Origin of the sequence: Halolamina litorea, assembly GCF_026616205.1 — an archaeon.
Lineage (GTDB): Archaea > Halobacteriota > Halobacteria > Halobacteriales > Haloferacaceae > Halolamina > Halolamina litorea.
On record NZ_JANHGR010000001.1, the window covers coordinates 1,092,879 to 1,111,083 of the forward strand.

An 18,205-nucleotide genomic window follows, 5' to 3' on the forward strand; every position below is an offset into this window, starting at 1 on the left:
ATGCAAGGACAACAACAGCAGGCCTACGACCGCGGTATCACTATCTTCTCGCCCGACGGGCGACTGTATCAGGTCGAGTACGCCCGCGAGGCGGTCAAGCGCGGCTCGCCCAGCGTCGGCGTCCGGACCGCCGAGGGCGTCGTGCTCGCGGCGGACAAGCGCCGCCGCTCGGAGATGATCGAACCGGACTCCGTCGAGAAACTCCACAAGGCCGACGAGCACATCGGCATCGCCAGCGCCGGCCACGTCGCCGACGCGCGCAAGCTGATCGACGTGGCCCGCCGCGAGTCGCAGGTCAACCGCCTGCGCTACGGCGAACCCATCGCCGTCGAGACGCTGACCAAGACGGTCACGGACTTCATCCAGCAGTACACCCAGTACGGCGGCGCCCGCCCGTTCGGCGTCTCGCTGATCGTCGGCGGGGTCACGAACGGCGAGCCCCGCCTGTTCGAGTGTGACCCGAGCGGCACCCCCTACGAGTGGCGCGCGCTCTCGGTCGGCGCCAACCGCAACGACATCCGCGAGCATCTCGAAGCCGAGTACGACGACGAGATGAGCCTCGAGGACGGCGTCGACCTCGCGCTCTCGGCGCTCACCGTCGCCGACGACGAGGAGCTCACCCCCGAGGGGGTCGACCTTGCGACCATCGACGCCGAGACCGCCGAGTACGTCCAGCTTCCCGACGACGAGATCGAGGAGCACCTCGAGAAGCGCGACCTGCTTCCGAGCGACGACGACGAGGCCGGCGACGACGAGGCCGCCGGGGAGTAGGGCGTCCGTGGGCTACGAACTCCGCGAATCCCCGCCGACAGTCGAACGGTTTCTGGAACTCCGCGCGGCGGCGGGCATGAGCGAGCGCTCGCGCGAGGCCGTCGAGCGCGGGCTCCCGAACAGCCTGTACGCCGTAACGGTCGTCGACGAGGCCGACGAGACGGTCGGTATGGCCCGGGTCGTCGGCGACGACGGGTCGGTCTACCACGTCTGTGACATGGCCGTCCACCCAGACCACCAGCGACAGGGGCTGGGCAGCCGACTGATGGACGCGCTGATGGACTGGATCGAGGAAACCGCGCCGTCGTCGGCGTACGTGAACCTCATGGCCGACGTGGAGGGGTTCTACGAACAGTGGGGGTTCGAGCGGACGGCGCCCGCCTCACAGGGGATGTACTACCGCGTCCGGTAGCGCCGAGGCTGGGGCGTCGCGGCAAGTGTGTGAAAAGGGACGTCAGGCGCCGCGGTGGCTCAGTACTCCTCGTAAGCCAGCGTCATCAGCCACTGGGAGAAGGCGTCGGACTGCGGGTCGACCTCCTCCTCGCCGATGAACGGCGTCAGCATGTCCCCGGCCATCAGTAGCGAGAAATCGAGGTCGCGGGTACGGGGCTTCAGGAGGTAGGTGTTGTGTCCGTTGTACACCGCTTCCTCGCGCTGGATCAGTTCCTCCTCGGCAAGGGCCTCCGCGATACGGCTCCCCTTGCGCGAGGAGATGTCGAGTTCCTTCCAGAAGTCGCTCTGGTAGATACCGCCGGAGTCCCGGACAAGCTCCAGCGCCCGCCGCTCGTCTTCGCTGAGGTCGAACTCGGCCGCGCTCATACGGGACCGTTCGAGGTCCGGTGGTTAAAGGCTACCGTCCCCGCGGCGCAACCGTTATCCGAGCCAGCCCCCTACTTACCGACGACATGAGCTCCCAGAGCGAACTCACCGAGGAGGACGTCCGTGATCGGGTCGAGGAGGCCCTATCGGAGAACGAGATCGTCCTGTTCATGAAGGGCAACCGGCTGATGCCCCAGTGTGGCTACTCCCAGCGCGCGGTCCAACTCCTCTCGCAGTACCGCGCGGAGTTCGAAACCGTCGACGTGCTGCCGGCGCTCGACCAGTATCGTACCGTTCTCGAGGAGGAGTCGGGGTGGGAAACGATCCCGCAGGCGTTCGTCGACGGGGAGTTCGTCGGCGGCAGCGATATTCTCGCGGAGCTCGACGAGCGCGACGAACTCGCCGAGACCGTCCGTGCTGGCCCCTGAATCGCGGGCAACAACAGATAAAAGGCTCGACGGCCTAGCAACCGACGTACTCGCGTTCCCGCGGCGCGCCGACCGCGGACACCCACACCAATCCCATCCCACACCCACAAATGACTGGTCGCGTATTCCGACTGCATTCGACCCTCGAACTGCCACTCGAAGATCTCGAAGAGTTCCTCGAAGACCCAGAACTCCCGCCGGAGATCGACGACGTCGAACTCACGCGGCGCAACAACACCCTCATCCTGAAGGCTATCGCCGAAGACGCCGATATCGGGAAGTACACCCCGACGGCACAGCTGAAAGCCAGCGTCTCCGAGACGCGGGTCTACGAGGAGGAACCGCCCAAGACCGCCCCGACGTGGGGCCAAGAAGAGGAAGAGGAGATCCCGTCCGAGCTCGTCGAGTTCGCCTGTTTCAAAGGTGACCGCGAGACGGTACTCCAGAACAGCGCGCTCCGCTTCCCGATGTTCCTCGTCCTGCGAGAACTCGCGCTGCTCTCCGAGAAGGGTACCCTGACGGCGGTGCTCGAACGCGACGACGACCTGCAAGCGGTTCGGATCGTCGAGGGCGAAGAGCGCCCGGCCAGCGTCGAGGTCGTCGAGAACCCCCGCCAAGGTAACGGGGAGGACGGCGGCGTCAACTGGCGTGACAACGAGTTCATCAGCTGATCGAGCGGTCCGTCTTCTCGGCTACCTGAACGAGAGCCCACAGCCACACTGCTCGCTCGCGTTCGGGTTCTCGATCCGGAAGCCCCGCCCGTGTGCGGAGTCGGTCAGTTCGATGCGGACGCCGTCGACGTACGGCGTCGCCGCCGGGTCGACGAACACCCCGACCCCGGAACGGTCGACGACGGCGGCGTCGCCGGCCGACGCGACCAGATCGAACCGGTAGGACAGTCCGGCACAGCCGCCGCGCTCGACGGCGACGCGGAGGCCGGCCGTCGACGGGTCGTAGCCTTCCTCACGCAACAGCGACGCGACCCGCTCGTCGGCGGCGTCCGAGAGGCTGATCGTCGGCGCCGGGTCCCCGATCGTTCCGTGTTCGCTCATCGACTGGGACAGCTACCGAACCCCCGGACATAAGGCCGGCGACCGAAAGCGCCGGCGTACCCGAACGTTCTCGGTGTCGGGGGCAGGAGACCCGGCCATGAGCGACGACCTGCCGGAGGGGGACGACCCGGGACACGCACTTCCCGAGGCCGACCTCCAGTACCCCACGATCAGCTTCGAGGAGGGCCGTATCGACTCGGATGGCTCGTTCGACCTCTCGATGGAGACCGACCGCGAGGGGATGCAAGCCGTCGCCGAGGCTGTCGCCGGCGCGCTCGCGAGCCACGATCTCGGGGTCGAGGCCGCGGAGGGGTTCACCACCTTCGGCGTCGGGCCACGAGCGGTCGAGATCTCGTTCGACCCCGACGAGAACCACCGCGGGGAACTCGAACTCACGCTCCGCCTGTCGGCGAAAGAGATGTTCGTTGACGACGGGTGCGGCGAGAAGGTCGGCTCGCGGGGCGACGCCGGCTTCGTGCCGGAGTCGATGCTGACCGGCGACGACGACGGCCGCTTCCGGTGTTACAGCTGGATCGACGACCCGGGCTCGCCGGAGTGACCGACTGAGGCCAGCCGAAGGCCACTATCGGACCCTCTCAGTCGGCGTCGACGGCGCACAAAGCGACGGATCGGGCACAAGAACTTTGAGGGCCCCGTAATTACATGTAATTAGCCGATGAGCGAGTTCCCTGACTACCTGAACGTCGACTACACGGACGGCGAGGGCGAGTCCCCCGAGGACTATCCGAGCCTCCAGCACAAGATCGAGAAGGCCATCGAGGTCACCAAACAGGGCCTCGAGGAGTACGAGAACCCCGCGATCATGTGGACCGGCGGCAAGGACTCCACGCTCACCCTCTACTTCGTGAAGGAGGTCGCCGAGCGCCACGACCTCGAAGTCCCCCCCGCGGTGTTCCTCGACCACTACCAGCACTTCGACGAACTCATCGACTTCGTCGAGCACTGGGCCGACGAGTGGGACCTCGACGTCCACTTCGCCCGCAACGACGACGTGGGCGCCTACGTCGACGAGCACGGTCTCACCCCCGGTGACGACATCGAGATCTCCGAACTCAACGAGCAGAACACCCACCACATCCGGAACATCCTCGAGTACGAGGAGGACACGTTCCCGTTCCTGCTCGACACGTACGTGGGTAACCACCTGCTCAAGACGGTGCCGCTGAACAACGCCATCGAGGAGCTGAACATCGACGGCATCATCTCGGGCGTGCGCTGGGACGAACAGGAAGCCCGCGCCGACGAGACGTTCTTCAGCCCGCGCCACGACCCCGACATCTACCCGCCCCACGACCGCATCCAGCCGATCCTGCAGTTCGACGAGCGCGCGGTCTGGGACGCCTTCTGGCACTACGTCGTGCCGGACACCGTCGAGGGCTACCCCGAGGAGGGTTACGTCCCCGACAACGCCGACGACCTGCCCAACGGGCTGACGCAGGACGACATCCCGGTCTCCCCCAAGTACTTCGCCGGCTTCCGCTCGCTCGGCTCGGAGGTCTCGACCGAGAAGAGCGAGGACGAGCCCGCGTGGCACCAGGACTTAGAGAACACCACCGAACGCGCCGGCCGCGCTCAGGACAAGGAGGACCTCATGGAGCGCCTCCGCGACCTGGGCTACATGTAACGCGCGACCAGTAGCCCCTTTTTTGGCCACCGAACCGGTGCCCGTTTAGCCGTGGCCCGACTCGGCGGGGACATGAGCTGGGTGAGCCTCTTCTCGGGCGGGAAGGACTCCTCGTGGGCGCTCTATCGCGCCCAACAGGAGGGTCTCGACGTCGGCCGACTGCTGACCGTCCATCCCGCCGGGGACTCCTACATGTACCACACGCCGGCCACCCGGCTGGCGAGTCTCGCCGCTGAGAGCATCGCCCTCCCGCTGACGGAGGTCGAACCCGACGACTTCGGCGCCGACGACGTGGTCGACGCCGGCGCGCAGGGCGACGCCGAACTCGAACCGCTGGAGGCAGCGCTGACGGCGATGGCCGAGGACCCCGAGTTCGACCTCACTGGCGTCACCGCCGGCGCCGTCGAGAGCGAGTTCCAGACCTCCCGCATTCAGGGGCTCTGTGACCGCCTCGGTATCGACCTGTTCGCGCCGCTCTGGCAGCGCGACCCCGAGACGCTCGCCACGGAGATGATCGACGCGGGCTTCGACATCCGTATCGTGCAGGTCGCCGCCGCCGGCCTCGACGAGTCGTGGCTCGGGCGCCGACTGGACACCGACGCGCTGGCCGACCTCCGTGAACTCAACGACCAGTACGGTGTCCACGTACTCGGTGAAGGCGGGGAGTTCGAGACGTACGTCGTCGACGGCCCGCACATGGACCGGCGGATCGAGTGGGACCTCTCCACGACGTGGGAGGGCTCCAGGGGCCACGTCGTCGTCGAGGACGCGTGGCTGGAGTGAACTGACGGGGCTCGGGGACGACCGAGTCGAAACCGATTCCGACTGACCTGCTACTCACCACCGATGGATTTATCCATAAGCACTAACCACAGGTCAAGACGTGAGGTAACGCATGTCACATCGATCCATCCCCTGCCGCTATCACGACGACGAATCGTGCGTGCAGCCGGCTGCGACACGGAGCCCACGTGGAGCCTCGGAGGGGATCCATGGTTGACCCCGGCGTGCTCGCGGCGGCGCCGCTCCAGTCGGAGAACTTCGGCGCGCTCTCGTTGGTGCCGCCGCTGTTGGCCATCGCGCTCGCGATGATCACCCGACGGGCCATTCTCTCGCTGTTCCTGGGGGTTTGGTCCGGGGCGATCATCTACACGGGCGGCATGGGCGTCGTGACGACGTTGACGTGGACCGCCGAATCGATCGGTGCGAGCCTGTTCAACGCCAAGATCATGACCATCGTCATGTTCCTCGGCGCGGGTGTCGCGCTCATCTGGCGGTTGGGCGGGGCGTTGGCCATCGCCAACGCCGCCACCTCGCGGCTCGACTCACAGCGGAAAGTCGGGCTGGCGACGTGGATCTTCGGCATGCTCTGGTTCTTCGGGGACTACTCCAACACCGCCATCGTCGGCACGACGATGCGGGACATGGCCGATAAGATGCGGATGTCCCGGGAGAAGCTCTCCTACATCATCGACTCGACGGCCGCGCCGGTCGCGACGTTCGGCATCTCGAGTTGGGTCGTCTACCAACTCAGCATGATCGAGCAGGGCTATCAGGCCGCCGGGATCGCCGGCGAAGCGCCCGGCTCGTTCGGCGTCTTCCTTCAGAGCATCCCGTTCAACATGTACTGCATCTTCGCGGTGGTCATGGTGGGGATCATCGTCCTCACCCAGCGTGACTTCGGCGAGATGCTCGACGCCGAACACCGCTCGTGGAAGGAGGGGAAGGTGCTCCGTGACGACGCGACGCCGATGCAGAGCGCCGAGGAGAGCCTCGGCGACGTGGTGACCGAGACGCCCCAACTGCGCTTCTTCCTGCTTCCCGTGGGCGCGCTGATCCTGGTCGTGTTCGGTGGGGCCGCCTACACCGGGCTGGCCGGTGCCGGCTCGGGTGCGGCGTTCATCGACATCGTGGACAACGCCGCGTTCGTCGACGCGCTCCAGTGGGGCTCGTTCACCATGGTCGCCGTCGGCCTCCTGTCGGGGGTCGGCAGCGGCCTGATGGATATCGAGGAGGCGATGGAGACCGTCATCGACGGGTTCAGCATGATGCTGACCGCCATCTCGATCCTCATCATGGCGTGGACCATCGGCAGCGTCACCGGGACGCTCGGGACCGGGGTCTACGTCACGAGCATCGCAGAGTCCATCGTGAGCCCCACGCTCCTGCCCGTGGTGATCCTGTTCGCGGCGGCGGTGATCGCCTTCGCGACCGGTACCTCGTGGGGGACGATGGCCATCGTGACGCCGATCGCGATCCCGCTGGCGTGGGAGATCGGCGGCAACACCCCCGAACTCCTGCCGGTCGCGGTCGGGACCGTGTTCAGCGGCGCCATCTTCGGCGACCACTGCTCGCCGATCTCGGACACGACGATCCTCTCCTCGACGTTCACCGGCGCCGACCACATCGACCACGTCCGGACCCAGATCTACTACGCGGTGACGGTGATCCTCGTGGCGATGACGATGCTGCTGGTCTGGGGTGTCACCCGGATCACGCCCCTGGTCCTCCTGCCGGTCGGTGTGGGCATTCTCTACGGCCTGGTCTACGGGCTCTCGGAGTGGGACGCCAACCGCAAAGGAGTGCTGCCGCGGGCGCCGAAGAGCGAGCGCCGGTCGTCCCCGGCCGACGACTGATCGCCCGCGCCGTTCCGCAGTTTTCAGCGGCCGTCTTTCAGTTCTCGCCCTGATACAGCGGGGAGTCCGTGTCCGTACAGTCCGGGCTGCCACAGACGCCGGCTTCGTCGCCGGCGCGCTCGACGCCGGCGGCGAGCCGACCGAGTTGCCACGTGGCCTCGTGGCCCGTCTCAGTTCGGTGGTCCTCGATGAACGCCCGTGCGTCCCCCAGCGAGTCGAAGGCCCGCTCCAGCCCACAGTCCGGACAGGTGACCGTCGCACCGGTGGCCATCGTCACTCCTCCCGGTCGGCGATCTCGGAGTGAGCGCCCACGAGTGCCCCCGAGAGGTCGAGCCCCTCGACGTAGCTCGACTCGTCGACGATCGACCCACAGAGCGTCGAGTCGACGATGGTCGCGTCCCCGAAGATCACGCTGCGGTCGAGTTCGCTGTCCTCGACGGTCGCGCCGGACATCACGTGGACGTTCTCGCCGAGGTCGGCGTCGACGGTGGCGTCGTCGGCGATGAGGTTGTCGCCACCCAGCTTCCACGCCACGGCTTCGAGGTAGCTCTCTGGCGTGCCGATGTCGAACCACGCGCCGTCGAAGGTGAAGGCGTGGACCGACTCGCGGGACTGGAGCCACTGGATGAACCATCCGGGCTCGTCGGGGTTGTTCTCCCCAGCGAGGTAGTCGTCGAACTTCGGGAGCGTCTCCTGGGGGAACGCGTAGCAGGCGATGGAGACGAGCGTGCTCTTTGGCTCGGCTGGTTTCTCCTGGAAGTCGACGACCCTGTCGCCGTCCAGTTGGACGAGTCCGTATGAACTGGCCTGGGCCGTCGACCCGACGTCGTAGGCCGCCAGACACGGGCTCCCCTTCTCTTCGAAGAAGTCGGCGAACTCCCCGAGGTCGAAGGAGATGAGGTTGTCCCCGGCGACGACCAGCAGGTCGTCGTCGATTCCCTCGCGGTCGATGAGTTGGGCCAGCGCGCCGACGACGCCGAACTTCTCGTCTTCCTCGACGGTCTCCTCGACGGAGACGACCGGCTTCTCGAACTCGCTGTCCGCGAGGTACTCCTCGAAGTCATCGCCGAAGCGCTCGTTGGTGGAGACGTAGACCTCGTCGACACGGTCGTCGGCTTCGAGATCGGCGAACACGTCGTCGATGACTGTTCCCTCGCCGACGGGGAGGAACATCTTCGGACGATTGCGGGTGATGGGCCAGAGGCGCGTCGCGTAGCCGCCCGCGAGGACGATTGCCTTCATACCCTCGTCGTTGCCGGGGCCGGGGTAAACCCTTTTTCCATCGTCGGCGCTGAGGCCGCCGGGAAAGGCGTTTGTCACCGGCCCACCAAGGAGGGGTATGGAGACGACCACCCGCCAACGGATCGTCGACGCCATCCGCGGGGCGCCGGCGACCCCCCGTGAGCTCTCGAAACAGCTCGGCGTCCCCACGAACACCGTCTACGACCACGCCCGCCACGTCGCCAAGAGCCTCGAAAGCGAGTCGGAACAGCTCCTCGTGGCGCCACCGGAGTGCAAGGAGTGTGGGTTCTCGGGGTTCGACGACCCGCTGTCGGCGCCGAGTCGGTGTCCAGAGTGTAAGTGTGAACGGCTGACCCAGCCCCGGCTGCTGGTGGAGTCGCCCTAGCCGCCGACGGCAAGGCTTTCCCGCACGCACCGACAGCCAACGGTATGGTCACCCGGCTGGTGCTGGGCTGTGGCGGAGTCGGATTCGACCTCCTCCAGCGGCTCGGTGACGACGGCTCCATCGTCGTGAGCGACGACGCTGCCCGCGCCGAGAGCCTGCGCGAGGCCGGCATCGGCGCCATCGAGGGCGATACGACCGACCCGGCAGCCCACGCCCCGGACGCCGGCGTCGTCCTCGTCGCCAGCGACGACCCCGAGCGGAACCGCGAGGTCGCCGTCGCGGCCCGGGAGGCGCTCCCCGACGCGATGCTGATCGTCTACACCGGCGAGGGGGCCGCACCGGACACCGTCGAGGAACTCGCGGCGGTCGCCGACGAACTGATCGACCCTACCGCCGCCATCGCCGACCAGGTCCTCGACCGCACCGTCGGCTTCGAGAGCGAACGCGCCCGCGGCCTCCGCGCGGCACTCCTCGCCGCCGAGGAACCGGTCGCGGTCGTCGCCCACGACAACCCCGACCCCGACGCGATCGCCAGCGCGATCGCGCTGTGTAAACTCGCTGACCGGATCGGCGTCGACGCCAGGCCCTGCTACCACGGCGAGATCAGTCACCAGGAGAACCGCGCGCTGGTGAACCTCCTCGACCTGCCGCTGATCCACCTCGAAAACGGCGACATCGAGGAGTACGGCGGCGTCGCCCTCGTCGATCACTCCCGGCCGGGGATCAACGACAGCCTCCCGGAGGAGACCGAGATCGACGTGGTGATCGATCACCACCCGCCACGGGGGCCCGTCGACGGCGAGTTCGTCGACCTGCGCAGCGGCGTCGGCGCCACCAGCACGCTGTTGACGGAGTACCTCGACCGCTTCGACGTTCCCCCGGACACGACGACCGCGACGGCGCTGCTGTACGGCATCCAGGTCGACACCAAGGAGTTCACGCGGGAGGTCTCCGGGGCGGACTTCGCCGCCGCCGCGTCGCTGATCCCCGCCGTCGACGCCGACACTCTCTCGCGGGTGGAGTCGCCGAGCCTCTCGATCGAGACGCTCTCGGTGCTCGCCAGCGCCATCGAGAACCGCACCGTCCGCGACGGCGCGCTCTCGACGTGTGTCGGGGAGATCCGCGACCGCGACGCGCTCGCACAGGCCGCCGAACGCTTACTCGACATGGAAGGCGTCCAGATCACGCTGGTCTACGGCTTCATGGAGGAGACCATCTACGTCTCCGGGCGGGCGCGTGGCTCCGGCCTCGACCTCGGTGAGACGCTGCGGGACGCCTTCGGCGCCATCGGCGACGCCGGCGGCCACGCGGACATGGCCGGCGCACAGATCCCGCTGGGCATCCTCGCCGAGACCGGTCCGGACCTGACTGGCTCGCTGACCGAGGTCGTCTGGGAGGTCGTCGACGAACGCTTCTTCGACGCCCTCTCGGACGCCCCCGACGCGCCGGCGGCCGACGACGGACTCGAGTACGACTACGCCCCGGAGGGGGCGGCGTCGCTCGCGGTTCCGCACGACGAGCGTGAGCAGGCCGCGACCGGCGCGGACGACGGTGCCGCCTCAGACGACGTGGACGACGGCGACGGTGCCGGCTCAGACGACGCCGACGCCTGATCGCACCTGCCCCTTTTTCGTCGGGCGTCCCCAACGGTCGGTAATGAGTGCTAAAGCGCGGGTCAAGGAGTACATGACCCGGGAGGTAGCGACCGTCGACGCCGACGACACGGTTCGGGAGGTGGCCGAACGGATCGTCGAGAGCGATCACAACGGCTTCCCGGTGGTCGACGGCCGCACTGTCGAGGGGTTCGTCTCGGCCCGTGACCTCCTGCTGGCCGACGAGAACGCCCCCATCTTCACGGTGATGGTCGAGGACATCGTCGTCGCCCACCCGGAGATGGACGTGACCGACGCCGCCCGGGTGATCCTGCGGTCGGGGATCCAGAAGCTCCCGGTCGTCGACGACGCGGGGAACCTCGCGGGGATCATCTCCAACACCGATGTGGTTCGGAGCCAGATCGAACGGGCCACCCCCGAGAAGGTCGGCGAACTGATGGAGACGCTCCAGCACATCCACGACGTGCGTGTCAGACAGGAGCGCCGGACCGTCCGCCTGGACGACCTGATCCCCACGCAGGGCCGGGTGTACGCCGACGAACTCGAAGGTCGGAGCTACGAACTCGACCACGGGCTGGCCGAGCCCTTGGTGGTCATCGCCAACGCGACCGGGCGGAAGGAACTCCTGCTGTTGACCGACGGCCACCACCGAGCGCTCGCCGCCGACCGACTCGGGATCGAGGAGATGGACGCCTACGTCATCGTCGTCGAGGCCGACGACCCGGTCACGCTGGGGATGGAGCGGACCGCGAAAAAGGAGGGCCTGACCTCCATCGACGACGTGGCGGTCGTCGACTACGCGCGCCACCCGCTGATCGAGACGACCAAGCGCCTCCAGTAGCGCCCACCGCCGGTAGCGCCCGGGGAGCCGGCAGCTATTCCTCGCCGGCCGCGTACGGTCGGGGCATGAGCGACGCCGAGCCAGCGACCTTCGAACGTCGGACCCGTGCCGCACAGGAGCGCCTCCGCGAGCGCGGCGACGCCGGACTCGTGTTGTTCCCCAGCCGGAACCTCCGCTACCTCGCGGGCTACTCCGAGGACCCCGCAGAGCGCCACCTGCTGCTGTTCGTCCCCGCCGAGGGCGAGCCAGTGTTCTTCGTGCCCGCACTTTCGAGCGAACAGATCGGCGAGGCGTCGTGGGTCGACGACGTGCGCACGTGGGACGACGCCGAGGACCCAGTCCCCCGGATCGCCGACATCGCCGAGGAGATCGGCCTCGTCGGCGGCAACGTGCTTGTCGACGACACGATGTGGGCGCTGTTCACGCAGGACCTCCGTGCCGCGCTCCCCGGCGCGACGTTCGGGCTCGCGAGCGAGGTGGTCGGTGCCCTCCGGGTCCGGAAGGACGACGCGGAGATCGACGCCATGCGCCGTGCCGGCGCCGTCACCGACGAGACGGTCCGTGACCTCCGAGAACTGGGCGAGGACGCCGTCGGCATGACCGAGGCCGAACTCGCCGACGAGATCGAGGCGCGACTGGAGGCCAACGGCGGCACCGGCGTCTCCTTCGACACCATCGTCGGCTCGGGCCCGAACGGCGCGAAACCCCACCACCACCACAGCGACCGGGAGATCGAGGCCGGCGAGCCGGTCGTTCTGGACTTCGGCACCCGGGTGGACGGCTACCCGTCCGACCAGACCCGGACGCTCGTCTTCGGCGGCGAGCCGAGCGAGGCGGTTCGGGAGGTCCACACGGTCGTACAGGAGGCACAGCGGGCCGGCGTCGAGGCCGTCGAACCCGGTGTGACCGCCGAGGCCGTCGACGCGGCCGCCCGCGACGTGATCGAGGACGCGGGCTACGGCGAGGAGTTCATCCACCGCACGGGTCACGGCGTCGGCCTCGACGTTCACGAGGAGCCGTACATCGTCGAGGGCAACGACCGCGAACTGGAGCCGGGGATGGTGTTCAGCGTCGAGCCGGGCATCTACCTGCCCGGGGAGTTCGGGGTCCGGGTCGAGGACCTCCTCGTCGTCACCGAGGACGGCTGTGAGCGGCTGAACGAGACCGACCACGGCTGGGAGTGCTGACCGGGGCCCGGCCGCCGATCAGTCGAGTTTCGCCGGATCGACCCTGAGTCGCAGGTCGGCGGCGACGGCGCCGTCGGGCAGCGCGATCAGGGGGTTCACGTCCAGTTCCTCGATCGCGGGGAACTCGGCGGCCAACTGCCCGAGCCGACAGATCGTCTCGACGACGGCGTCGAGGTCCGAGGGCTCGCGCCCGCGTGCCCCCCGGAGCAGCGGTGCGGCGGTGATCTCCTCGGTCATCGTCCGGGCCTCGCGTTCGGAAACGGGGGCGATCCGGAGGCTGGTGTCCTCCATCACCTCAACGAAGACGCCGCCGAGCCCGAACAGCACCAGCGGGCCGAACCCCGGGTCGCGGCTCACACCCGCGATGGTCTCGACGCCGCGGTCGGTGTCGAGTCGTTCTTCGACCCGGACGCCGGTCAGGGACGCGTCGGGCCGGTGTTCCGCGAGCCGATCGGCGAGCGTCTCGAAGGTCGCCGCCGCGTCCGCGGGGTCGACGCCGATTTCGACGCCGCCGAAGTCCGACTTGTGGGTCGCCTCGGGGCTGACGACCTTCATCACGACCGGCTCGCCGATACTGGCGGCCAACTCGGCGGCCGCCTCGGGTGACTCGGCCAGTCCACCGGCCGGCGTGGGGATCCCGTACGCGTCGAGGAGGGCTATCGACTCGACGCCGAGGCTACCGTTCCCGCGCTCGGCGCCGCGGGCGATGATCTCCCGGGCCCGCTCGCGGTCCACGTCCCCGAACGTCGCCGGCGGCTCGTAGGGACGGTCCCGAAAGCGCCCGTGGCGTGCGAGCGTGTCGACGGCCCGGACCGCTCGCGAGGGTTCGACGTAGCAGGGGATCCCCGCGCCCGTCAGGGTTCGTTCGGGCGCCTCGGTGCGCTCGCCGCCCATCAGGCAGGCCGCGATCGGGGTGTCGCTCCCCTCGGTCGCGTCGACGACGGCGTCGGCCAGTTCGTCGTAGTCGAGCATCGCCGTCGGGGCGGCGACGGCGACGACGGCGCCCACCTCGTCGGCACCGAGGACCGTCTCCAGGGCGTTCCGGAACCGCTCGACGCCGGCGTCGCCGATCACGTCGACGGGGTTGGCGATGTCGACGCCCGGGGGGAGGTGGTCGGCGAGTGCGGACTCGGTTTCGGGGGCGAGGTCGGCCATGGAGAGCGTCGAGTCCCCGACGGCGTCGGTCGCGAGCACGCCCGGGCCGCCGGCGTTGGTGACGACCGCGATGGTCCCGCTGTCGGGAACCGGCTGGCCGGCGAGCACGCCGGCGGCGTCGAACAGCTCACCCATCGTGCCCGCTCGGAGTATCCCCGCCTGCTTGGCCGCGGCGACGTAGGCGTCGTCGCTGCCGGTCATGGCGCCGGTGTGGCTGGCCGCGGCCGCGGCACCGGCCTCCGAGCGCCCGGCTTTCACGATCACGATCGGGGTGTCTGCCTCGGTCGTCACCTCGCGTGCCGCGTCGATGAACCCCCGGCCGTCGGCTACGTCCTCGAGGTAGCCGACGACCACGTCGGTGCCCTCGTCGGCGCCCCAGAACCGCAGGAAGTCGGTCTCGTCGAGGACGGCCTTGTTGCCCAGCGAGACCACGTGTCGGAACCCGATCCCCTCGGCGGCCGCCCAGTCGAGCACCGCCGTAACGAACGCGCCCGACTGGGAGAGAAAGGAGATCGAACCCGTGTGGATTTTGTTCGGGCCGAAACTGGCGTTCATCCCCGCCGGCGTCGAGACCACGCCCAGACAGTTCGGCCCGACGACGTTCAGCCCGTACTCCGCGGCGAGGTCGCGGAGTCGGTCCTCGCGGCGCTTTCCCGCCTCGCCACGCTCGCCGAAGCCGGCGGTGACGATGATCGCGTTCCGGATCCCTGCCTCCCCGCACGTTTCCAACACCGAGAACACCACCTCCACGGGGACCGCGATCACGGCCACGTCGGCGCCGGTGTCGGCCACGCTGGCTCGGCACTCGCGGCCGAACAGCCGCTCGTGGTTCGGGTTCACGAGCGAGACTTCGCCGTCGAAGCCGTCGAGCAGGTTCTCGGTGATCGCTCGGCCGACCGCGCCCTCCCGCTCAGTGGCGCCGACGACGGCCACGTGGTCGGGGTCGAACAGCCCGGCGAGCGACGGCGGGGCGCAGTGAGCAGTCGTCTCGGCCATTCAGATCGTGTCCTCCGGGTCGTGTTCGGCGGCCATCCGCTGGGCTTCCTCGGCGTAGCGGTCGCGGTCCTCGTCGTCGGTCTCACCGAGGTTCCCCGGGTCAGCGTCGATGCCGGCGGTGGTGTCCCGCCGGTCGCCGAAGGAGGTGAGCGCACGCTCCTTCCGGAGGTAGCGCTCGCCGTCGGGGGTGGCGTAGACGAGGATGACGATGTTCTGCTCGTCGTCGGAGTAGGTGCGTTCGACGAGCCAGACGCGGACGGTGTCGTCGTCGGATGCGGGCATTACCGAGGGGTAGGGCGGCGACAGGAAAACCCTTCAGGCCGAGCGTCCCCATCAGCACCGGTCGCCGATCACTCCTCGACGGGCTTCCGCGGGACGATGGTCGGCCCCTCGGGGCCGAATCCGACCTCCGCCTCGACCCCGAACACTTCCTCGAGCAGGTCCGGCGTGACAACCTCGTCGGGTGGGCCCCACTCGTAGGGGGTGCCGTCCTTGAGCGCGATGAGGTTGTCCGCGAAGCGGGCGGCCTGCCCGATGTCGTGGAGGACGACACAGACCGTGACCCCGCGCTCCTCGTTCAGTTGGCGGGCCGCACGGAGCACCCGAAGTTGATGGTGGAGGTCGAGGTACGTCGTCGGCTCGTCGAGCAGCAGCGCGTCGGTCTCCTGTGCGAACGTCATCGCGAGCCAGGCCAGTTGCTGTTGCCCGCCCGAGAGGCCGCCGACGGGGCGGTCGCCGAGGTCCTCGATGCCGACGCGTTCGAGAGCACGGTCGATCGCTTCGTGATCCGCCTCGCTCAGCCCCTCGAAGAACCCGCGGTGGGGGTAGCGGCCGTGTGCTGCCAGGTCCCGGACCGTCGTCGACGCCGGGGCGTCGTTCTGCTGGGCGAGCAGCCCGAGCTTCGTGGCGAGCTCGCTCGTCCCGTAGGACTGCACGTCGTCGCCGTCGAAGTACACCGTGCCGGACTCCGGGGTGAGTTCGGCGTTCATCGACTTCAGCAGCGTCGACTTCCCGCTGCCGTTGGGGCCGACGAGCGCCGTCACTTCGCCGGCGGGGACGGTCAGCCGGTCGAGTTCGACGACCGGTTCGCCGGCGTCGTAGGAGAGGGCGAGCTCCTTCGCTTCCAGTTCGGGCGGTGAGGGCCCGTCGGCGTCCGCATCGAGGCCGCCCTCGGTGTTCGTGTCGATACCCCCGGTCGTGTCGGTAGGTTCTCCTTTGCTCACAGTTGACCGACCTCCGTTCTGCGCATCAGGTAGAGGAAGTACGGGCCGCCGACGAGCCCCGTGACGATGCCGACGGGGAGTTGGGTCCCCGGCACGGCCAGCCGCGCGCCCACGTCGGCGACGGTCACCAACGCGGGGCCGGCGAAGACGCTCCCGAGGACCACGCGCTTGTAGTCGGAGCCGACCAACTGCCGGACCATGTGTGGGACGATGAGGCCGACGAAGCTCACGATGCCGGCGACGGCGATGGCGGTGCCGGCCGCGAGCACGGCGACCGCCGAGAGCGCGAACCGAACGCGCTCGACGGACATCCCCAGCGAGCGGGCGGTGCGCTCCCCGAGGAGCAGGACGTTCAGCTGACGGGCGCCGAGCAGCGTCAGCGGCACGGTGAACAGCACCGTCCACGGGAGCGCGATGCGGACCTGCTCCCAGTCGACGCCGGTGAGCGACCCCGTGGTCCACGAGATGGCCGACTGGACGACGCCGAGGTCTTCGGTGAAGAAAAAGAGACCCGTCTGGAGCGACCCGAACACCGTCGAGACGATCACGCCGGCGAGCACCAGCCGTACGGGGTTGGTACCGCCCTTCCACGCGATGGCGTAGACGAGGCCGAACGCGACGGCGCCCCCACCGGCGGCGATCAGCGGGAGGAACGCCGCCAGCCCGGTGAACACGACGAGCGTGAGCAGGATCGCCAGCCCCGCACCCGCCGAGACGCCGAGGATGAACGGCGAGGCGAGTTCGTTGCGGGTCACCGCCTGAAACACTGCCCCGGAGATGGCGAGGTTCGCCCCCACCAGCACGGCGACGATAACGCGCGGCAGCCGAATCCCCCACACGATCAGGGTCTTACGCGAGAGGTCGGGCGGCGCCGTCGAGAGCCCGAACAGTTGGGCGACCCCCCCACCGAGCCAGTCGCCGAGGAACAACTGCAGCATGTATCCCGGGTTCGTCCACACCTGTGGGTCGACGACGGCGTACCACGCATCGGCGATGGACATGGTGTAGGTCCCGAAGCTCACCTGTACCAGCCCGGCGACGGTGACGATGGCACAACTCCCGAGGATCAGCGCGGCGAGCCCCGAATCGATCCACGACACCGCCGAACGGAGTTCGGCGCCCGCCTCCCGTGTCTCACTTGCCACGGCGAACACCCGCACCTTGCATGTACTTTAGGCAGCCCTAAATAGCTATAAGGCTAGCGGTCCGGTGATCCAGTCACCCTCACTCGGTGAACGACACGACCGTCGCCCCGGCGATCTCGCGGAGTCGTTCGGGATCGATCGCCCACATCGACGTGGGTGTCCCCGCAGCGGCCCAGACCGTGTCGTAATCGAGTAGTGCGGGGTCCAGAAGCGTCGTGAGGTCGGTCTCGTGGCAGATCGGTGGGACGCCGCCGATGGCCCAGCCCGTCGCCTCGCGGACCAGTTCGGGGGACGCCATCGATACGTCGTCGACTTCACAGTCGGCCCACGCCGCGAGCGCGGCCTCGTCGACGCGCTCGGCGCCGGAAGTCAGACAGAGTACGGGCTGGCTGTCAACGTCGAACACGAGGCTGTTGACGATCTGTCCGATCTCACACTCAACCGCCTCGGCCGCGTCGGCGGCTGTCGGGGTCCCCTTCTCGGGGAACTCGACCGGCTCGATGGCCAGCCCATAGCGGTCCTCGGCGGTCTCGACGAACTCCGTGACGCGAGCGTGCATACTCCCCGCTGGCCCACGAGGGGTTTGGATCTGACGGGGACCTCGCCGATAGATTGATTACGAATAACCATGTTACTTGTGAACATGCCACAGCGTACGATCGACCCGGCCGACCGAACCGATCCCCGGTTGCGCGCGCTCGAACACGCCTGTCGGGGCGTCGTCGGCGACCGCCTCCGGAGCGTGAGCATCAACGGACCCGACCACCGCGGGACGGTCTACCGGCGAAGCGACCTTCAACCGGGCACCGACGAGGACGTCCACGAGGCGATGGCCGCCGACTCCTCCGAGCGATCAACGGTGTGCGCCGATGGCGGCCGACGGGCGGCGCCAGAAGCCGGCTGTACGGTCCACGAGTTCGAGGGCGGCTACGTGACTCGGATCGAGGTGGGCGAGACCAGCGTCGTCGCGACGACGGGCGGGATCAAGATGGATCGCCAGACGGAACTCTCGGCGGCGGTCACGGGCATCATCGGCGAGTGAGCGGCTTTTCGAAAAGGGGAGAGAC

General features: G+C 68.5%; 22 protein-coding genes. 13 read left to right on the forward strand and 9 right to left on the reverse strand.

Annotated features, from left to right (window positions below; all coding sequences use genetic code 11):
* Positions 1 to 771 carry an archaeal proteasome endopeptidase complex subunit alpha gene (gene psmA / locus NO998_RS05750; RefSeq protein WP_267646117.1) on the forward strand — a complete coding sequence of 257 codons (771 nt, stop codon included), beginning with the start codon at positions 1 to 3 and terminating at the stop codon, positions 769 to 771.
* 7 nt (positions 772 to 778) lie between these two features.
* Positions 779 to 1,183, forward strand: coding sequence for a GNAT family N-acetyltransferase (locus NO998_RS05755; protein ID WP_267646118.1), 405 nt, complete (start codon positions 779 to 781; stop codon positions 1,181 to 1,183).
* A 59-nt stretch (positions 1,184 to 1,242) separates the two neighbouring features.
* On the opposite strand, the gene NO998_RS05760 is transcribed toward NO998_RS05755, so the two are convergent.
* Positions 1,243 to 1,590: a helix-turn-helix transcriptional regulator gene (locus tag NO998_RS05760; protein ID WP_267646119.1), complete on the reverse strand. Its 348-nt coding sequence runs from the start codon at positions 1,588 to 1,590 to the stop codon at positions 1,243 to 1,245.
* Positions 1,591 to 1,676: 86 nt separating this feature from the next.
* Here NO998_RS05760 and NO998_RS05765 point away from each other — a divergent pair, with 86 nt between their 5' ends.
* Both NO998_RS05765 and NO998_RS05770 read left to right on the forward strand, forming a co-directional pair.
* On the forward strand, positions 1,677 to 2,018 hold the full coding sequence (locus NO998_RS05765) for a glutaredoxin family protein (RefSeq protein WP_267646120.1): 342 nt from the start codon (positions 1,677 to 1,679) through the stop codon (positions 2,016 to 2,018).
* Positions 2,019 to 2,128: 110 nt separating this feature from the next.
* On the forward strand, positions 2,129 to 2,689 hold the full coding sequence (locus tag NO998_RS05770) for a DUF7110 family protein (protein ID WP_267646121.1): 561 nt from the start codon (positions 2,129 to 2,131) through the stop codon (positions 2,687 to 2,689).
* Between the two features lie 21 nt (positions 2,690 to 2,710).
* Here the strand turns inward: NO998_RS05770 and NO998_RS05775 are convergent, their stop codons facing one another.
* Positions 2,711 to 3,070: a HesB/IscA family protein gene (locus tag NO998_RS05775; protein ID WP_267646122.1), complete on the reverse strand. Its 360-nt coding sequence runs from the start codon at positions 3,068 to 3,070 to the stop codon at positions 2,711 to 2,713.
* Positions 3,071 to 3,167: 97 nt separating this feature from the next.
* Between NO998_RS05775 and NO998_RS05780 the strand changes: the two genes are divergently transcribed.
* The 4 genes from NO998_RS05780 to NO998_RS05795 all read left to right on the forward strand — a co-directional run bounded on the left by NO998_RS05780 (position 3,168) and on the right by NO998_RS05795 (position 7,351).
* Positions 3,168 to 3,629: a hypothetical protein gene (locus tag NO998_RS05780; RefSeq protein ID WP_267646123.1), complete on the forward strand. Its 462-nt coding sequence runs from the start codon at positions 3,168 to 3,170 to the stop codon at positions 3,627 to 3,629.
* Between the two features lie 117 nt (positions 3,630 to 3,746).
* Positions 3,747 to 4,715 (forward strand): phosphoadenosine phosphosulfate reductase family protein, encoded by a 969-nt coding sequence (locus NO998_RS05785; RefSeq protein WP_267646124.1) that lies wholly within the window; start codon positions 3,747 to 3,749, stop codon positions 4,713 to 4,715.
* A gap of 72 nt (positions 4,716 to 4,787) precedes the next feature.
* Positions 4,788 to 5,498 (forward strand): diphthine--ammonia ligase, encoded by a 711-nt coding sequence (locus tag NO998_RS05790; protein WP_267646125.1) that lies wholly within the window; start codon positions 4,788 to 4,790, stop codon positions 5,496 to 5,498.
* 209 nt (positions 5,499 to 5,707) lie between these two features.
* Positions 5,708 to 7,351, forward strand: coding sequence for a Na+/H+ antiporter NhaC family protein (locus NO998_RS05795; protein WP_267646126.1), 1,644 nt, complete (start codon positions 5,708 to 5,710; stop codon positions 7,349 to 7,351).
* 37 nt (positions 7,352 to 7,388) lie between these two features.
* Here the strand turns inward: NO998_RS05795 and NO998_RS05800 are convergent, their stop codons facing one another.
* Positions 7,389 to 7,622 (reverse strand): DUF7542 family protein, encoded by a 234-nt coding sequence (locus tag NO998_RS05800; RefSeq protein ID WP_267646127.1) that lies wholly within the window; start codon positions 7,620 to 7,622, stop codon positions 7,389 to 7,391.
* A gap of 2 nt (positions 7,623 to 7,624) precedes the next feature.
* Positions 7,625 to 8,593, reverse strand: a complete 969-nt coding sequence (locus NO998_RS05805; protein ID WP_267646128.1) for a nucleotidyltransferase family protein — start codon at positions 8,591 to 8,593, stop codon at positions 7,625 to 7,627.
* A gap of 97 nt (positions 8,594 to 8,690) precedes the next feature.
* Here NO998_RS05805 and NO998_RS05810 point away from each other — a divergent pair, with 97 nt between their 5' ends.
* The 4 genes from NO998_RS05810 (at position 8,691) to NO998_RS05825 (ending at position 12,619) form a co-directional block, all read left to right on the forward strand.
* On the forward strand, positions 8,691 to 8,978 hold the full coding sequence (locus NO998_RS05810; RefSeq protein WP_267646129.1) for a transcriptional regulator: 288 nt from the start codon (positions 8,691 to 8,693) through the stop codon (positions 8,976 to 8,978).
* Positions 8,979 to 9,022: 44 nt separating this feature from the next.
* Positions 9,023 to 10,591: a DHH family phosphoesterase gene (locus NO998_RS05815; RefSeq protein WP_267646130.1), complete on the forward strand. Its 1,569-nt coding sequence runs from the start codon at positions 9,023 to 9,025 to the stop codon at positions 10,589 to 10,591.
* A gap of 43 nt (positions 10,592 to 10,634) precedes the next feature.
* Positions 10,635 to 11,432: a CBS pair associated ParBc domain-containing protein gene (locus NO998_RS05820; RefSeq protein WP_267646132.1), complete on the forward strand. Its 798-nt coding sequence runs from the start codon at positions 10,635 to 10,637 to the stop codon at positions 11,430 to 11,432.
* A 65-nt stretch (positions 11,433 to 11,497) separates the two neighbouring features.
* On the forward strand, positions 11,498 to 12,619 hold the full coding sequence (locus tag NO998_RS05825) for a M24 family metallopeptidase (RefSeq protein ID WP_267646134.1): 1,122 nt from the start codon (positions 11,498 to 11,500) through the stop codon (positions 12,617 to 12,619).
* Between the two features lie 18 nt (positions 12,620 to 12,637).
* Here the strand turns inward: NO998_RS05825 and NO998_RS05830 are convergent, their stop codons facing one another.
* From NO998_RS05830 to NO998_RS05850, 5 genes are all read right to left on the reverse strand, one after another.
* Positions 12,638 to 14,770 (reverse strand): acetate--CoA ligase family protein, encoded by a 2,133-nt coding sequence (locus tag NO998_RS05830; protein ID WP_267646135.1) that lies wholly within the window; start codon positions 14,768 to 14,770, stop codon positions 12,638 to 12,640.
* Positions 14,771 to 15,052: a DUF7967 family protein gene (locus NO998_RS05835; protein ID WP_267646136.1), complete on the reverse strand. Its 282-nt coding sequence runs from the start codon at positions 15,050 to 15,052 to the stop codon at positions 14,771 to 14,773.
* A 68-nt stretch (positions 15,053 to 15,120) separates the two neighbouring features.
* A complete protein-coding gene (locus tag NO998_RS05840; protein ID WP_267646137.1) occupies positions 15,121 to 15,993 on the reverse strand; it encodes an ABC transporter ATP-binding protein in 873 nt (290 codons plus the stop codon).
* The gene (locus tag NO998_RS05845) at positions 15,990 to 17,147 is read right to left on the reverse strand and encodes a FecCD family ABC transporter permease (RefSeq protein WP_267647190.1); all 1,158 of its coding nucleotides are present in this window, start codon (positions 17,145 to 17,147) and stop codon (positions 15,990 to 15,992) included. Before NO998_RS05845 ends, NO998_RS05840 begins: the two co-directional genes overlap by 4 nt.
* A 70-nt stretch (positions 17,148 to 17,217) precedes the next feature.
* Positions 17,218 to 17,697: a YbaK/EbsC family protein gene (locus NO998_RS05850; protein ID WP_267646145.1), complete on the reverse strand. Its 480-nt coding sequence runs from the start codon at positions 17,695 to 17,697 to the stop codon at positions 17,218 to 17,220.
* Positions 17,698 to 17,781: 84 nt separating this feature from the next.
* On the opposite strand from NO998_RS05850, the gene NO998_RS05855 reads away from it, so the two are divergent.
* Positions 17,782 to 18,180 carry a DUF7522 family protein gene (locus NO998_RS05855; protein WP_267646147.1) on the forward strand — a complete coding sequence of 133 codons (399 nt, stop codon included), beginning with the start codon at positions 17,782 to 17,784 and terminating at the stop codon, positions 18,178 to 18,180.
* Positions 18,181 to 18,205 lie beyond the last annotated feature (25 nt).

What these genes read in the sequence shown, in the direction of transcription:
- psmA (WP_267646117.1), top strand. Translation starts at nt 1, where the DNA reads ATGCAAGGACAACAACAGCAGGCCTACGACCGCGGTATCACTATCTTC.
- NO998_RS05760 (WP_267646119.1), bottom strand. Translation starts at nt 1,590, where the DNA reads ATGAGCGCGGCCGAGTTCGACCTCAGCGAAGACGAGCGGCGGGCGCTG.
- NO998_RS05765 (WP_267646120.1), top strand. Translation starts at nt 1,677, where the DNA reads ATGAGCTCCCAGAGCGAACTCACCGAGGAGGACGTCCGTGATCGGGTC.
- NO998_RS05770 (WP_267646121.1), top strand. Translation starts at nt 2,129, where the DNA reads ATGACTGGTCGCGTATTCCGACTGCATTCGACCCTCGAACTGCCACTC.
- NO998_RS05775 (WP_267646122.1), bottom strand. Translation starts at nt 3,070, where the DNA reads ATGAGCGAACACGGAACGATCGGGGACCCGGCGCCGACGATCAGCCTC.
- NO998_RS05780 (WP_267646123.1), top strand. Translation starts at nt 3,168, where the DNA reads ATGAGCGACGACCTGCCGGAGGGGGACGACCCGGGACACGCACTTCCC.
- NO998_RS05785 (WP_267646124.1), top strand. Translation starts at nt 3,747, where the DNA reads ATGAGCGAGTTCCCTGACTACCTGAACGTCGACTACACGGACGGCGAG.
- NO998_RS05790 (WP_267646125.1), top strand. Translation starts at nt 4,788, where the DNA reads ATGAGCTGGGTGAGCCTCTTCTCGGGCGGGAAGGACTCCTCGTGGGCG.
- NO998_RS05795 (WP_267646126.1), top strand. Translation starts at nt 5,708, where the DNA reads ATGGTTGACCCCGGCGTGCTCGCGGCGGCGCCGCTCCAGTCGGAGAAC.
- NO998_RS05800 (WP_267646127.1), bottom strand. Translation starts at nt 7,622, where the DNA reads ATGGCCACCGGTGCGACGGTCACCTGTCCGGACTGTGGGCTGGAGCGG.
- NO998_RS05805 (WP_267646128.1), bottom strand. Translation starts at nt 8,593, where the DNA reads ATGAAGGCAATCGTCCTCGCGGGCGGCTACGCGACGCGCCTCTGGCCC.
- NO998_RS05810 (WP_267646129.1), top strand. Translation starts at nt 8,691, where the DNA reads ATGGAGACGACCACCCGCCAACGGATCGTCGACGCCATCCGCGGGGCG.
- NO998_RS05815 (WP_267646130.1), top strand. Translation starts at nt 9,023, where the DNA reads ATGGTCACCCGGCTGGTGCTGGGCTGTGGCGGAGTCGGATTCGACCTC.
- NO998_RS05820 (WP_267646132.1), top strand. Translation starts at nt 10,635, where the DNA reads ATGAGTGCTAAAGCGCGGGTCAAGGAGTACATGACCCGGGAGGTAGCG.
- NO998_RS05825 (WP_267646134.1), top strand. Translation starts at nt 11,498, where the DNA reads ATGAGCGACGCCGAGCCAGCGACCTTCGAACGTCGGACCCGTGCCGCA.
- NO998_RS05830 (WP_267646135.1), bottom strand. Translation starts at nt 14,770, where the DNA reads ATGGCCGAGACGACTGCTCACTGCGCCCCGCCGTCGCTCGCCGGGCTG.
- NO998_RS05835 (WP_267646136.1), bottom strand. Translation starts at nt 15,052, where the DNA reads ATGCCCGCATCCGACGACGACACCGTCCGCGTCTGGCTCGTCGAACGC.
- NO998_RS05850 (WP_267646145.1), bottom strand. Translation starts at nt 17,697, where the DNA reads ATGCACGCTCGCGTCACGGAGTTCGTCGAGACCGCCGAGGACCGCTAT.
- NO998_RS05855 (WP_267646147.1), top strand. Translation starts at nt 17,782, where the DNA reads ATGCCACAGCGTACGATCGACCCGGCCGACCGAACCGATCCCCGGTTG.